Source organism: Bacillus sp. AR4-2 (assembly GCF_008274865.1).
Lineage (GTDB): Bacteria > Bacillota > Bacilli > Bacillales > Bacillaceae_G > Bacillus_A > Bacillus_A cereus.
Window position 1 is genome coordinate 4,569,714 of the sequence record NZ_CP031062.1, and the last position, 13,312, is coordinate 4,583,025.

Here is a 13,312-nt window from a genome sequence, read left to right on the forward strand (position 1 = left end):
CCCTCCCGCTTTCAGAAACTATAATTTCACTTTGAATGACTGCCAATTAACTTCGCCTCGATAATATATCTATCTGGTGCATTCCCTATATAATTAAATGGGTAACAAGTTGTCAGTGTTAATATCGGTTCTTCTTTTTTTATAATAACAGTACGATCATCCGCATGGGTAATCCACGTCTTTTGAATTTCATATGTGTACGTTTTATTATCATACTCTAAAACAAGGGTATCCTTTTCTTTCAACTCTTCTAAATCTGTAAATACAGTATCTCGATGTCCACTCAGTACAGTATGTCCCCCTCCAGATGGAGTTGTCGTTAAATCACTAACGAACATACCCACTCCTTTTTTCAAAGTCGTATCATCTGCTCCCCAATATATAGAAAACTTCTTCTTTATTTTCGGTATGTTTAACATCGCTACCTTTTCTCCTTCTTTATGTTCTGTTTGAGAAGAAGGCACTTGAGAAGTTACAGGTGTTTCATGAGAAAGTTGAGTATCTTGTATATTTTTAAGGCTCTTTATTTCTTCTGCCGTTAATTGCCCAGCAGAGCTTCTTCCTTTATACCATTCCACAGCATAATAGGATCCCATGAATAGCCCTATAGCCATCAATATGATACCGATATAATTGAGTAACTTCATTCTTCATTCCTCCATGCCAAAAATGGTAGGAGTAACCTACCATTTTTAATATATGAAATTATCCCATTCTTTATAGGAAAATATTTTATTTACGCTTTAATCTTATTGCGACGATTCAAACCAAATAATGTACCTACCGCTACAAGACATGCACTTAATCCCATCATTACTACATTATTCGATGCTGTATTTGGTAATTTTTCACCTTGTACAACTGGCTTTGCTACTTCTTTTTTAGCTACTTCATTCTTTTGCTCGGCTTTTATCGCTGCTTCTTTTTTGGCCATATCGTTTTTTAACTGTTCTTGCGCTATTCTCTTTTTCTCTTCTTCACTTTTTTTCTCAGCTTTTATTGCTTCTTCTTTTTTAGCCATATCATTTTTTTCTTGTACTTGTGCCGCTTGCTTTTTCTCTACTTCACTTTTTTGCTGTTCCTTAATTGCTTCTTCTTTTTTAGCTTTATCTTGTTGCACTTGCGCTTCTTCCTTTGTTACTGTTCCAGTATCTGCACTCGCTACTGAAGAATATCCTACTGTTAAAAGTGCCATTGCACAAATTGGTAATAGTCTCTTTTTCATCTTAATTCTCTCCTTATATTTTATTCACATCAACTCGCGCCGGATGTATTACTAGAATAAGCAAGAGATATAAATATAAGATGCAGATGAAATATATTTCATTTAAAGATTTCATTGTAGAAAAAGAAAAAAACATCGCAATATGTACGATGTTTTTTCGGGTGTGTGTCTCAATTATTTACATGTTACTTTCGCGTGATTTGGAAGTAGAACGGGCCGGAGCGATAACTAATTGTCTCGGCTCAGTTTTCTTGAAGTGATTTTTGACGTTACACTTACGACGTTGAACAACCCACGCTTTAATAGGGTTTGTTAAAATAATCTTTTGCTCTTCGTTAGGGGCCTCTTCTTCAAACCTACAACTCTCGCTCCATTTATTCCATTTCATTGTAAATTTAGAAGAAGAATGATCATCTTCACGATCAAACAAGTGCAAAAAATCCATTTTTCCATCTAGCATTACGGTGTTACTAGTCGCTAAAAAAGAAAAGGTCGTCCAACGTTTCTCCATGCCCTCCTACTCCTTTTTCACATATAGAGTGCCTAAAACTTAATTTACCTAAAATATGCTTGCCTTTTACCTTACACCCATAGTTTATCCAAAATGCTATTATGCAACTATCGATTTGCCTTACAACTACCTTACATTTTTGTAAGAAACAAAAAAACCTTCACTCGATATAATGAAGGTTTCTTACTTTTTATCTATATGATCTCTCATATCATCAAGTCCAGCTTCTTTTAGCTGCGACATCATACCGTGCGAAATTGCTCCTAACACTAAAGTCATTCCAATTAATGAAATACGAATCGCAGGTACATCAATTACGTAAGCCAACAGGCCAAGAACAATTGTTAAAAGTAATGCTTTTATAAATGTTACACTTGTGTACTGTTTCTTCTTCATCATATTCACCCTTTATGGAAGCGTTTTCTTAATACACTTAGTATATCATATCATCAGATGATTTTGGCGTTATCTTTGTAAAAAATTACTATCTCCTTTGACTTTTTCTATTCTATCCTTTACAGTCGAAATGTTCGCAAGTTTTACACTGTAGGAGGATTACAATGAATATTGAAATAAAAGACACTTTAATTTCTGAAGAACAATTACAAGCAAAAGTTAAAGAATTAGCACTTCAAATCGAACGTGACTTTGAAGGAGAAGAAATCGTAGTTATCGCAGTATTAAAAGGTTCATTCGTATTTGCTGCTGATTTAATTCGTCACATCAAAAATAATGTAACAATTGACTTTATTTCTGCATCTAGCTACGGAAATCAAACAGAAACAACAGGAAAAGTGAAACTACTAAAAGATATCGACGTAAACATTACTGGAAAAAACGTAATTGTTGTAGAAGATATTATCGATTCTGGTTTAACACTTCATTTCCTAAAAGACCACTTCTTTATGCATAAACCAAAAGCACTCAAGTTCTGTACATTACTTGATAAGCCAGAACGTCGTAAAGTAGACTTAACAGCTGAGTATGTTGGCTTCCAAATTCCAGACGAATTCATCGTTGGATACGGTATCGACTGTGCGGAAAAATATCGTAACTTACCATTCATTGCTTCAGTTGTAACGGAATAAGCGTATAACTTAAAAAATTGATAGTATATAAAATGTATATCGGCGATTTTTTAAATATATCGACTTACCGACAATAATTAACAATGTTAGCATCCAATTAATAGGGAGAAGCTGTTCTAAAATACATAGAAACAGCTCCTTTCTTTCCATTTACAAACTACAGGGAGAGATGAAATATGACAAAGACAAAATTTGAAAAAGTACTCCTCATCGTAAATCCGAAAGCTGGACAAGGTGACTTACATACAAATTTAACGAAAATCGTACCACCTCTTGCCGCAGCTTTTCCTGACTTACATATCCTTCATACGAAAAAGCAAGGTGATGCAACAAAATATTGCCAAGAGTTTGCTAGTAAAGTAGATTTAATTATCGTCTTTGGTGGTGACGGCACTGTATTTGAATGCACAAATGGCTTAGCACCTCTTGAAACTAGACCTACACTTGCAATCATTCCAGGCGGAACTTGCAACGACTTCTCTCGCACACTTGGCGTTCCGCAAAACATTGCAGAAGCGGCAAAGCTTATTACAAAAGAACATATAAAACCAGTTGACGTTGCAAAAGCAAATGGACAACATTTCTTAAACTTCTGGGGGATTGGTCTCGTATCTGAAGTATCAAACAATATCGATGCAGATGAAAAAGCAAAGCTTGGTAAAATCGGTTACTATTTAAGCACAATTCGAACTGTAAAAAATGCTGAAACATTCCCAGTAAAAATTACTTATGACGGACAAGTATATGAAGACGAAGCTGTCCTTGTCATGGTTGGAAATGGTGAATATCTTGGTGGTATTCCATCCTTTATTCCAAACGTAAAATGTGATGACGGAACACTTGATATTTTCGTAGTCAAATCAACAGGTATTCAAGCATTTAAAGATTACATCGGAAAGAAACTATTCGAGGATTCAAATGAAAATGACATCTTCCACGTAAAAGCGAAATCCATTCATATTGAAACGAAAGAAGAAAAAGAAGTAGATACAGATGGAGAAAGTTCGCTTCATACACCTTGTCACATTGAATTATTACCAGGACACTTTACGATGATTTATAATCCTGCGGTTGTGTAAAGAAAAAAACGAGTGCTAGCACTCGTTTTTTTCTCTTCTAATCTAGTTATGTCGTTGAATCATTTCTTGTATTTCTTTAACTCTCTCTAAAGTAATTCCATTTCTTTGTTCGATCGCTAAAGGATGCTCGGTTGGCTCTAATTCAACATACGGTGCCGTTCCAACTTCTCTTATATGTACATTTGTTTTTAAATTTAATGTTTCTGGATAAACTGGTATTTCTACAGATAACCAACCAAAATAAGGATCACTATTTTCTCGGCCTCTCTCATCCCACTTTTCTAATACTTCATCATAACTTTCTTTACTAAGTGATACCCACACAGTCCATATGAAATTTTCGTGGTAGTCAATGATAGGAAGCTCTAAACATCCTCTAATAAAATAATGTTCATCATCCATTACACAAAGATCTGATGTTAAATGGAAGCGTTCCTCTCTTTCATGGGGCGCTACCTCGTAATAATAATATGGTGCTTCACTTCCGTAGCATAGAGGTAGTGCAAAACGATGCATTTGTACTTTTTCTCCGGATTTTCTTCTTCTTTTCATTTGTTATTCTTTCTCCTATCCTTTTCAGTCACAATCAAACTCTATCCAATTTCTCCAATGCGTATTAGCATTTTCATTCACAATAACACTTGGATCTTTCTTCTCTATTGCAGCGGCTACTGATTGGAAGAATTCATTTTCACTTACTTTTTCGTCTTCAACATGTTTCCATTCTTCCGTTTCATACGCTACTTCCCAGTCACCTTCTAAACCGAACTCTTCTAAAATTTCTCCTTTATCCCACCACAATAATTTTTGAACTTCCTCATTAGTAGCAAGCATACGCATGAAGTATGTTGGATAATGCTCTGTCGTTTGTACTTCTATTCCATTATTTATATAATCTTCTTCTGTAAATTCATATTCAAAATGATGCTCGCGAATTTTTAAACTGCCGTTATAAATATTCGGTATAAATTCACCTTCATCATCAAACAACTCATAATCGCCATTATTTAATTGTAAAATGCAATCATCACCCATTGAATGAGTAATTCTATCGCCATATACTTGAATATCATTACATACACCTAATGAACCTACACCAACAATTTGAAACACCATTAGCCAATCCTTAGTATCTTTAAAGAAAAGAGAGAATTTCACTTGTGAAATATCAATATATTCATTATCAAAGGCAGAAAATTCATAGTTACTTTGCTTTTTATCTAATAGTTTTAAAATATCTTTTTGCATATGTATCATCTTCACCCCGATATAAACAAAAATATTTTTTTAATTTCACTAGAGTATAACATAACCATACTTAACTGTGACATTCTAATAACACTACTAAAAAATAGAAGAATGGCTTGTTTGCATACTCTAGTTCTTTTTATGTACAATGAAAGAAAGAAGCACCTTCATATAAGGGAGAGGACAAACTTTGTTCAACCAACAGTTAGTTAATTTACGCATTGATTTTGCATTTAAACAATTGTTTGGTACGAATGGTAGCGAAGATATTCTAATTGCATTTTTAAATGCTATGTTACAAGAGTCTTTAGAGTCGCCCATTGCTTCTCTACAACTAGAAGATCCACATTTACACAGGGAATATGAAGAGGATAAGTTATCTATTTTAGACATTTCAGCGACATTAGACACAGGAACAAAAGTTAATGTAGAAATACAACTCAATAATAATCACGATATGGTTAAACGCAGTTTATATTATTGGGGAAGACTATACACATCTCAACTACAAAAAGGGATGCCCTACAGTGCACTTCACAAAACCATCACCATAAACTTACTAAACTTCGTAATGTTTTCGGAACACCCAGCCTTCCATACAACGAGCATATTATGGAATACACAACAACAAAAAATCCTGAGTGAAGACATAGAAATCCACATTATAGAAATTCCAAAGTTAACTGAACAATGGCATGAAGAAAAAGTAAATCCGTGGAAAGATCCATTTGTTCGTTGGCTTTTATTGCTTTCAGCAAATGAGGATGAGCACTTAACTAAACTATTGGAGGATATTGCTATGAACCAAGACCCTATTTTACAAAAAGCAATAAATAAATGGGAACGTATGAGTCAGGATTCTTCTTTCCGGCAAGCCTATGACGCAAGGGAGAAAGTTTTAATGGATGAAGCAGCAAAATTCGCCCATGCAGAGACAGAAGGAATTAAAAGAGGAATGGAACAAGGAATTAAAAAAGGGCTTGAAAAAGGCATTGAAAAAGGCATTCAACAGGGGAAAATTCAAATGATTAAAAATATGTATGATCTTGGTATACCACTTGAAACGATTGCTAAGGCAAGTAAATTAAGTTTGCATGAGATTGAGCATATTTTAGGACATAAATAGTGATAAAAAAAGAGCTTGAATAGTTTCAAGCTCTTTTTTTATCAAATTTCCTCAATACTATCCAATTGAGTCTTATAACACTCATCACACTCTGACCTAGTAGGAAGAATCCCTCTTTCATCAGGTAATAAAACCCTCAAAACTTCTCGATCCATCTCTACGAAAGACTTCATAATAATGGGATATCCTTCAATAATATTCGTATACTCAATCCCTTGTTCAAACTTTTTTCCGCTCTTTATTTCTTCTATTATGGTACAAAAAACACTATGCGCGACTTCAGGATCCATATTTAATGCTATTTGTAAATCTTGATGATTAAAGTTATCTCTTAGACCATGCGTATGATAATTAGCATGGATGCCATCAATATCTTCTGCTAATATGCTATGCATGTACCATCCATACTCTTGTAGCATATTTTCTTCCCATTCATCTGTATCCTCTTCTAAATCTTCATCAAACAAATTTGGATCATACCACACGTCCTCGTAATCTCCAGCAATTAAAAATCTCCAACCAGGTGGTAACCCTAAATACTTCTTTATTTCAGGTGCCCATTCATCAATATGTTGAATATGTAAAGGAAGAAAGAAATCTTCTTCTGTCCCCATTTCTTCACCAGCCCAAATGTACCAACCTGTCGTTCCGTTTTCTATAGGCATTCGTAACCCATTAATCGGAACAATACCATCTTTCACATTTTGCGCTATTCCTAATTTCAAGTCATTCGGAGATTCTACATACTCCGCTTTATATTTATCACATATACTCCTCTGTTCTTTTATGTATTTTTCCATCCTTTTAGCACACTCCCCAATTTTTGAAAGATAGATTTCTTTGCCGAAGCACTCTCTAACTTCCATACCCCACACGGATTATAAAATGGATCCTCTTGTTCATAACGATTATCTATATAATGAGATAAGAGATACACTGGAGCATCTTCTGTGAAACTAATTGTATCTCCATCTTTCAAATTAGGTTTTTCCAATATATTATGTAGGTTAAAATCATTCAATAAATCTACAGCTACTTCCGGATCTATCCCTCCGTCTAAAACAACGTCTGGTAGATTAAATGCTTGCATTCCACATGAATAATAACCGTCCTCTTCATCTCCAACTAAAGTTACAAGGTGCGAATACATCGGGAAGATTTCCTTATCCTCTGCAAGCTCTTGCCATTCTTCTTTCGAATAAGCCACACCTGCTGTTTCAACTTTTAAAGCAAGTCCACCTGCATTTAAAAGTTCCATTCCTACATCAATTACTTCTTGTAATCTCTCTGTATCGTCAACTTTCGCAATAATATAAACTGTATAAGTATGCTTCTCCAACTCCCGAAGCAATTCTTCATCAAAACGCCCACCACTTGCATAGAAGAAAGCCTCTCTTAAAGAAGAGTCTTGTTCATATATATCTATTTCAAAGCCAATCTCTTTCTCCTTATGGTGTATCACATTTCCTGCTAATATATAGTTACTTTTACTCACAACTTCTTGTATTAATTCTGTTCTATCTTTCCATAAACCAGGTACTCCAATAACGATTTGTGTCTCCATCATATGCACTCCAATTCTCATCTATTTCCAATCTATTCTTTCAATCTTCCAAACTAAATTTGCTGGGATATCTTTCTCTAAAAAGGTTAACATCCATACAGTTTTTCCTTTATCATTCATCAGTAGCACTTTATGGTTTAACTTCCAAGCCACTTCACTAACATGATGAAATATCTTATACATATCTTCTTCTCTAATAAGCTTTTCCTTTTTGATTAACCGCCTCGTTCTATACTCTCTTATTTCTAAGTACACGTCAGCATAAGCCACTTCATGCTGACATGTTATACTACATACATATTTTTTATTCGGACTACTCTTTTTTATATATACGAACTCGTTTCTATAATCCAATTCTAGTATTTTATTCTTCACTTTTTCTAACTCTTCTATATCCCAATCATATTTCACAGCTAAACGCTTCATTTCCGCATGAACGATTTGAAGGGCTAATTCTTTTTTCTCTCTATCTGATAAGTATGGAAAATCCCTCACACTCCCATATTCCACAAAAGCATTCATATATTCAGGAAAAATTCGATATTTCTTCTCCCACTCATCGAGTAATGAAATATCATCCACACAATGAATCAAAATCCCTTTCTCATACCCCATTCTTAACTTTGGCATATGTCGACAATATAAAGAAGTAATACTGCTCGTCTCTTTACCAAAAGAGATGTCTTCATCGTAGTTGCTTGTAGATGTTAACTGTAATGCCTCTATGTTTCTGGTATGCTCTTTTACTTTTAGAAAACTCAATTGTATATCTCTTATAACCGGCATTTGCTCTCTCCTCTTCGCAAGACAACTATGAAATATCTTTGTTAATACGCCTTAATCAATTTCAAGCCAACCCATTCCCATAGAAAGAAATAACAGTCCGATTACAAAAAAGAGACCCCCAGTTAAAAAATAGAACGGCACTCCATGCAATGGATCACTAAATAACTCTATCAAATTTCCAGCTACTACTTTCCATTTCTCTTTCTTTGAATTTTTTTCTTTTAATTCTTTTACAAATCGATAAATACTGAGACTGATCAAAGTGATGCCAATTAATAAACATCCTGCTATGATAAGAATTTCCAAATGTAACACTCCATTTAAATACCATTTTCATGCACACCTCATTTTAACTAAAAAAAGCGAAAGAGAACATAATTTTCACTATGTTCTCTTTCGCTTTTTCAAAAACTGTATACCCTATTTTCATTTACTAACAATCCTAAAATAAGAACGAACCGTTAAGTAATAATAACCAATATAAATAACACTATACACACCGATGCTAATTAGTAACGGAACTGCAATTTCATACGGAATAACTGTCGCTAATCCTTTTAGTGCAAATAAAGTGTGTATTATACCAACTACTAAAGGAATAAAGAAGATAAATCTCATTTGTTTTGCGATTGCCTTTTTCATTTCTTTTTTCGTGACACCGAGTTTTCGAAGGACGATGTAACGCTCTCGATCTATATGTGCTTCTGTCCTCTTTACATCCACAGTTTCTTCATTCTATTATAATTCGTGATGTTCTCTTTAAGTAACAGCATTGAGTATAGATATATTTTCTTAAAAAGAAATTCTATACTCATAAAAAAGCCTGCAGCTGTTACACTGCAGGCTTTCAAATGTTTAATAAATTGATTAAGCTAAATACGCTTGTTGTAACGCCTCTAAACCATCTTTATAAATTCCATAGAATAGATTAATTGCCTCTTCATCAGTAACCTCTACAGGAGTGAAGCTACCAGACCATTCAACTAATGATGTGTTAGCATCTTTCCCTTCTTTAACACGGATTGTAGATAAATAATTAGTTACAGGGAATGGTGCTTGCATAATTGAATATGTGTAGTAACGTTCTTTCTCATTAAATGCTTCTAAACGCTCTACAATCGCATCGCCATCAGGATTAGCTAAATGGCGTACACGTCCGCCTTCAGTTACTTTACTGCTAGGAATATACGGTAACCAATCTGGAAGTGCATCAAAACCTCCGATTAATTTCCATACTTGTTCAGGTGAAGCTGGAATTTGAATAGATGTAATAGTCTTTGCCATGTTAATTACTCTCCTTTTTATTTAACGTTGATTGGTAGTGGTGCATTAGCTGCAACTAGTTTTTGTTCACGCATTTCTTCCCAGAACGCTGCCGGAATCACTGTTTTTAATGCAGCTTGGTCTTCTGCAATTCGTTCCGGTTTACTTGCACCTGGAATAACAGCAGCAACTGCTGGATTAGCCAATGCAAATTGTAAAGCAGCAGCTTTAATACTGATTCCATGACGATCTGCAAGGTTTTTCATTTTATTAACTTTTGCAATGATTTCTGGTGACGCTTTTTGGTATTCGAAGTGAGCTCCTCCAGCAAGAACACCTGAGCTATATGGTCCCCCAACAACAATGTCCATATTGTTTTTTACAGCCGCAGGCATTACGCGTTGTAACGCACGCTCATGGTCTAATAATGAATAGCGACCAGCTAGTAAAGAAACATTTGGTTTTGCTTCTTCTAAGTCCAGCATAAGTTCAATTGATTCTACTTTATTTACTCCAAGGCCCCAGCCTTTAATTACACCTTCATCACGCAATTGAGTAAGTGCACGGAATGCTCCTGTTCGAGCAATTTCAAATTGTGAAATCCACTCATCTCCATAAAAATCTTGTGCTACGTCATGAATATAAACAAAATCTAGACGATCTGTTTTTAAACGTTTTAAACTATCTTCAATAGAACGAAGAGTTGCGTCCGCACTGTAGTCGTTGATAATTTTATTTTTACGACCAAATTCGAACAATCCGCCTTTTTCACCTAAATCACGTGTAGATGGATCTTCCAATTCATCTGAAATAATTCGACCTACTTTTGTACTTAAGAAGTACTCATCACGATTTCTTTTCGATAGTGCTTCACCAAGACGAATCTCTGCTAAACCAGATCCATAAAGTGGAGCTGTATCAAAGTAACGAACACCATTATCCCAAGCAGCATCCACTGTTGCGATTGCTTCTTCTTCCGGAATATTGCGGTACATATTACCTAGTGGTGCCGTACCAAAACCAAGTGTACCTTTTAATAAATCTTTCATTTAAAATCTCCTCCTAAAATCTATTTAAAAATGTTTAATGAATATCAATTAATGTGACAAGGACTGGCCGATCAAAGCACGATAGTTATGAAAAATAACATAGATGCTTTTTAGCTCCTCACTACTCATTTCCCTCTCACGTATGTAATTATGTCTTATCTACAACACAATAAAAAGTACGCACTTTAAAGTGTTATAGCTACAAATAAGTAACAATTTTACGTTTCAACGTATGTAGCTCCAAAATAATTTCATTTAAAATGATTTTATTAAAAAAATACGCTATTTTTGCGGAGGTAACTGTAAAAGTTATTAGTGAGAAATGAAAAATTGTTCTTATTCTTCATTAAAAAAGGCAAAAACGAACCGAAATATGTTCGTTTTTGCCTTTTTACCTTCTCTAAAATATTAAATTACATTTCGAACAAAAAGGCGCAGCATTCCCTTTTCTAATTTTCACATCACATTTTGGGCAATATACATATCGCTCTTCTATCTTTTGTCGTTCTATCATATGTAAGGATACTATTCTCATACTGCACATAATCCCAATCAATATAAGGCTAACAATAAGTAGCATGCCTCTCACTCCTCCCCTCTAAATTTTACCATAAAATAACAAACCCGATTCTCTCATCAAGAATCGGGTTTATATTTACAATCCTAACTTTGCCTTCGCACCTTCAGGAATTTTCTCTATCGTTACTTGCACTTTGTCATGTAAAAACTTCCCTCTTGTAATTACATGCCAATACGAACCTTTCGGTAACTCATCAACCTCACTAATCGTAACTTCTTTTGCCTCACCTTTCTCATCATAAGCTTTCACTGTATACTCACGGCCTTTATTTCCACCTAATTCTTTTCCATCATTATCAATAATTGCGTAATGGTTCTCTAAATCAATAAATGGATTCACTCTATCAATCGTAGCACTCCCATTTAACAAATATGCCGCTCCTGCTATGATGACAAGTAATGATCCTAAAATAAATCTTTTCATCTATATTCCGCCTTTCATTATGTTTTTCTATAAGACCTTTCTAAGTATAGAGAGCATTTCTTAATAAAAACTCGTACGGTTTCTTAACTTTTTCTTAATGTAACAGGGCTTTGCATCAGCACTTCGATAAATAAATCCATATTAATAATAAAAGGAGGCTGCCGCCTCCTTTATTTACTCATCACTGTATTTCTTTTTTGTCTGTAAAAATAAAACACACTCACAATCAATGCAATGCTCCCGCCAAAATACACACCATACTCTATCGCAACTGCTACAATACTTTCAATATGTTGTCCAAATAAAGAACCTAGCACAAAGTAAACGAGTGTCCAAAGAAATCCTGTCGTATAAGAATACAAAGCATACGTCTTAAATGACATGTTATTCATTCCAACTAAATACGGTACAACATGTCTTACAACTGGTATGAAGTAACTTGTAACTAATGCATAATGACCATACTTCTCTACCATCTCTTGCGATTTCACAACATACTTTGCTTTTTTCTTTTTCATTAGCTTATCAAGTACTTTTGTACCAAATATTTTCCCTAATATATAGCCTAAAGAAAGTCCGGACACAACGCCTAAATACGTTAATAAAAACGCAGGAATAACATTTAATATACCTAATGAAGATACAAATCCTCCGCTCATAACAATCATTTCATCTGGAATTGGCATACCGATAATACCTAACCATAAACAGAAAAATAATGCCCAATAACCGTACTGCTCAATATAGGATAATAATTCATGTAATTCCATTATGCATACGCTCTCCTTAGCTCTTTTTTACAGCTAAAGACGTACGCTGGTGGGAAATTGAGCCACACTTTCTCTAGCGTAATTTCAGGAAAGAAGTGCTGTATAAATCCTTTTTTCACAAGTGAATATTGAAATGTAATAAATTCACCATTCTCATGTATCGCTTCCATTACATTGTTTAAAATACGTTTTGAAACTTCTTCTGGTAAAGAAGTAAAAGGTAATCCCGATAAAACGTAATCCACGCATTCTATATGGAACTCTTCCATATACTTCTTTATATTTTCAGCTGAACCGTGCACAACAATGACGTTCTGCTCATCTTTAAATTTTCTCTTTAGCTCTTTGCAAAACACTTCATTAATTTCAATAAGAAGAAATATTGTTTCCTTCTTTTTTCTCTTCATAATCTCTTTCGTAAAGACCCCTGTACCAGGCCCTAACTCTACAATACATTTCGCTTTATTAAAATCAATTACATCGACCATTTTCTTTGCTAATATTTTTGAACTTGGCGCAATTGCACCAGTATGTTTCGGATGTTTCATAAATTCATGTAAGAATGTTATGAGTTGCATATAAACCTCTCCTCATTCGTTC

At 34.5% G+C, this 13,312-nt stretch carries 19 protein-coding genes and 1 pseudogene; 3 read left to right on the plus strand and 17 right to left on the minus strand.

Annotation, left to right across the window (positions count from 1 at the left end):
* Positions 1-26 precede the first annotated feature (26 nt).
* The 4 genes from DN399_RS23660 to DN399_RS23675 form a co-directional block, all read right to left on the minus strand.
* On the minus strand, positions 27-647 hold the full coding sequence (locus DN399_RS23660; protein WP_149149968.1) for a class D sortase: 621 nt from the start codon (positions 645-647) through the stop codon (positions 27-29).
* 89 nt (positions 648-736) lie between these two features.
* Positions 737-1,225: an LPXTG cell wall anchor domain-containing protein gene (locus DN399_RS23665; RefSeq protein WP_000746709.1), complete on the minus strand. Its 489-nt coding sequence runs from the start codon at positions 1,223-1,225 to the stop codon at positions 737-739.
* A gap of 178 nt (positions 1,226-1,403) precedes the next feature.
* Positions 1,404-1,736, minus strand: coding sequence for a hypothetical protein (locus DN399_RS23670; RefSeq protein ID WP_000415613.1), 333 nt, complete (start codon positions 1,734-1,736; stop codon positions 1,404-1,406).
* A 183-nt stretch (positions 1,737-1,919) separates the two neighbouring features.
* A complete protein-coding gene (locus DN399_RS23675) occupies positions 1,920-2,135 on the minus strand; it encodes a hypothetical protein (RefSeq protein WP_002001286.1) in 216 nt (71 codons plus the stop codon).
* A gap of 161 nt (positions 2,136-2,296) precedes the next feature.
* Here DN399_RS23675 and hpt point away from each other — a divergent pair, with 161 nt between their 5' ends.
* Complete coding sequence (gene hpt, locus DN399_RS23680; RefSeq protein ID WP_006928622.1) at positions 2,297-2,824, plus strand: hypoxanthine phosphoribosyltransferase; 528 nt, start codon at positions 2,297-2,299, stop codon at positions 2,822-2,824.
* 176 nt (positions 2,825-3,000) lie between these two features.
* Positions 3,001-3,903 (plus strand): diacylglycerol/lipid kinase family protein, encoded by a 903-nt coding sequence (locus DN399_RS23685; RefSeq protein ID WP_000167897.1) that lies wholly within the window; start codon positions 3,001-3,003, stop codon positions 3,901-3,903.
* Positions 3,904-3,945: 42 nt separating this feature from the next.
* Here the strand turns inward: DN399_RS23685 and DN399_RS23690 are convergent, their stop codons facing one another.
* Both DN399_RS23690 and DN399_RS23695 read right to left on the minus strand, forming a co-directional pair.
* Positions 3,946-4,455 carry a DUF2199 domain-containing protein gene (locus tag DN399_RS23690; RefSeq protein WP_006928617.1) on the minus strand — a complete coding sequence of 170 codons (510 nt, stop codon included), beginning with the start codon at positions 4,453-4,455 and terminating at the stop codon, positions 3,946-3,948.
* A gap of 24 nt (positions 4,456-4,479) precedes the next feature.
* Complete coding sequence (locus DN399_RS23695; protein ID WP_149149969.1) at positions 4,480-5,151, minus strand: DUF7003 family protein; 672 nt, start codon at positions 5,149-5,151, stop codon at positions 4,480-4,482.
* Positions 5,152-5,341: 190 nt separating this feature from the next.
* Between DN399_RS23695 and DN399_RS23700 the strand changes: the two genes are divergently transcribed.
* The gene (locus DN399_RS23700; protein WP_149149970.1) at positions 5,342-6,277 is read left to right on the plus strand and encodes an Rpn family recombination-promoting nuclease/putative transposase; all 936 of its coding nucleotides are present in this window, start codon (positions 5,342-5,344) and stop codon (positions 6,275-6,277) included.
* A gap of 41 nt (positions 6,278-6,318) precedes the next feature.
* On the opposite strand, the gene DN399_RS23705 is transcribed toward DN399_RS23700, so the two are convergent.
* The 11 genes and pseudogenes from DN399_RS23705 to DN399_RS23755 all read right to left on the minus strand — a co-directional run bounded on the left by DN399_RS23705 (position 6,319) and on the right by DN399_RS23755 (position 13,290).
* A complete protein-coding gene (locus tag DN399_RS23705) occupies positions 6,319-7,077 on the minus strand; it encodes a DUF4262 domain-containing protein (RefSeq protein WP_149149971.1) in 759 nt (252 codons plus the stop codon).
* The gene (locus DN399_RS23710) at positions 7,062-7,841 is read right to left on the minus strand and encodes a DUF4261 domain-containing protein (protein WP_149149972.1); all 780 of its coding nucleotides are present in this window, start codon (positions 7,839-7,841) and stop codon (positions 7,062-7,064) included. The genes DN399_RS23705 and DN399_RS23710 overlap by 16 nt, the downstream gene beginning before the upstream one ends.
* A 21-nt stretch (positions 7,842-7,862) precedes the next feature.
* A complete protein-coding gene (locus DN399_RS23715; RefSeq protein WP_149149973.1) occupies positions 7,863-8,627 on the minus strand; it encodes a hypothetical protein in 765 nt (254 codons plus the stop codon).
* Between the two features lie 51 nt (positions 8,628-8,678).
* The gene (locus DN399_RS23720; RefSeq protein ID WP_088362118.1) at positions 8,679-8,933 is read right to left on the minus strand and encodes a hypothetical protein; all 255 of its coding nucleotides are present in this window, start codon (positions 8,931-8,933) and stop codon (positions 8,679-8,681) included.
* Between the two features lie 120 nt (positions 8,934-9,053).
* Positions 9,054-9,335, minus strand: a pseudogene (locus DN399_RS23725) (FtsX-like permease family protein); the annotation flags it as partial.
* A 159-nt stretch (positions 9,336-9,494) separates the two neighbouring features.
* Positions 9,495-9,911: an SRPBCC family protein gene (locus tag DN399_RS23730; RefSeq protein ID WP_006929196.1), complete on the minus strand. Its 417-nt coding sequence runs from the start codon at positions 9,909-9,911 to the stop codon at positions 9,495-9,497.
* A gap of 17 nt (positions 9,912-9,928) precedes the next feature.
* Positions 9,929-10,939: an aldo/keto reductase gene (locus DN399_RS23735; protein ID WP_006929197.1), complete on the minus strand. Its 1,011-nt coding sequence runs from the start codon at positions 10,937-10,939 to the stop codon at positions 9,929-9,931.
* A gap of 400 nt (positions 10,940-11,339) precedes the next feature.
* A complete protein-coding gene (locus DN399_RS23740) occupies positions 11,340-11,519 on the minus strand; it encodes a hypothetical protein (protein ID WP_016123498.1) in 180 nt (59 codons plus the stop codon).
* A 75-nt stretch (positions 11,520-11,594) separates the two neighbouring features.
* Positions 11,595-11,942 carry a YxeA family protein gene (locus DN399_RS23745; protein WP_000819384.1) on the minus strand — a complete coding sequence of 116 codons (348 nt, stop codon included), beginning with the start codon at positions 11,940-11,942 and terminating at the stop codon, positions 11,595-11,597.
* 170 nt (positions 11,943-12,112) lie between these two features.
* Positions 12,113-12,712, minus strand: coding sequence for a DedA family protein (locus tag DN399_RS23750; protein ID WP_149149974.1), 600 nt, complete (start codon positions 12,710-12,712; stop codon positions 12,113-12,115).
* Complete coding sequence (locus DN399_RS23755; protein WP_001176087.1) at positions 12,712-13,290, minus strand: class I SAM-dependent methyltransferase; 579 nt, start codon at positions 13,288-13,290, stop codon at positions 12,712-12,714. Before DN399_RS23755 ends, DN399_RS23750 begins: the two co-directional genes overlap by 1 nt.
* Between the last annotated feature and the right edge of the window lie 22 nt (positions 13,291-13,312).

Excerpts from the sequence above, each read along its gene's own strand:
- DN399_RS23665 (WP_000746709.1), bottom strand. The coding sequence starts at position 1,225 with ATGAAAAAGAGACTATTACCAATTTGTGCAATGGCACTTTTAACAGTA.
- DN399_RS23675 (WP_002001286.1), bottom strand. The coding sequence starts at position 2,135 with ATGATGAAGAAGAAACAGTACACAAGTGTAACATTTATAAAAGCATTA.
- DN399_RS23710 (WP_149149972.1), bottom strand. The coding sequence starts at position 7,841 with ATGGAGACACAAATCGTTATTGGAGTACCTGGTTTATGGAAAGATAGA.
- DN399_RS23750 (WP_149149974.1), bottom strand. The coding sequence starts at position 12,712 with ATGGAATTACATGAATTATTATCCTATATTGAGCAGTACGGTTATTGG.
- DN399_RS23705 (WP_149149971.1), bottom strand. The coding sequence starts at position 7,077 with ATGGAAAAATACATAAAAGAACAGAGGAGTATATGTGATAAATATAAA.
- DN399_RS23670 (WP_000415613.1), bottom strand. The coding sequence starts at position 1,736 with ATGGAGAAACGTTGGACGACCTTTTCTTTTTTAGCGACTAGTAACACC.
- DN399_RS23735 (WP_006929197.1), bottom strand. The coding sequence starts at position 10,939 with ATGAAAGATTTATTAAAAGGTACACTTGGTTTTGGTACGGCACCACTA.
- DN399_RS23740 (WP_016123498.1), bottom strand. The coding sequence starts at position 11,519 with ATGCTACTTATTGTTAGCCTTATATTGATTGGGATTATGTGCAGTATG.
- DN399_RS23695 (WP_149149969.1), bottom strand. The coding sequence starts at position 5,151 with ATGCAAAAAGATATTTTAAAACTATTAGATAAAAAGCAAAGTAACTAT.
- DN399_RS23730 (WP_006929196.1), bottom strand. The coding sequence starts at position 9,911 with ATGGCAAAGACTATTACATCTATTCAAATTCCAGCTTCACCTGAACAA.
- hpt (WP_006928622.1), top strand. The coding sequence starts at position 2,297 with ATGAATATTGAAATAAAAGACACTTTAATTTCTGAAGAACAATTACAA.
- DN399_RS23755 (WP_001176087.1), bottom strand. The coding sequence starts at position 13,290 with ATGCAACTCATAACATTCTTACATGAATTTATGAAACATCCGAAACAT.
- DN399_RS23715 (WP_149149973.1), bottom strand. The coding sequence starts at position 8,627 with ATGCCGGTTATAAGAGATATACAATTGAGTTTTCTAAAAGTAAAAGAG.
- DN399_RS23660 (WP_149149968.1), bottom strand. The coding sequence starts at position 647 with ATGAAGTTACTCAATTATATCGGTATCATATTGATGGCTATAGGGCTA.
- DN399_RS23685 (WP_000167897.1), top strand. The coding sequence starts at position 3,001 with ATGACAAAGACAAAATTTGAAAAAGTACTCCTCATCGTAAATCCGAAA.
- DN399_RS23690 (WP_006928617.1), bottom strand. The coding sequence starts at position 4,455 with ATGAAAAGAAGAAGAAAATCCGGAGAAAAAGTACAAATGCATCGTTTT.
- DN399_RS23745 (WP_000819384.1), bottom strand. The coding sequence starts at position 11,942 with ATGAAAAGATTTATTTTAGGATCATTACTTGTCATCATAGCAGGAGCG.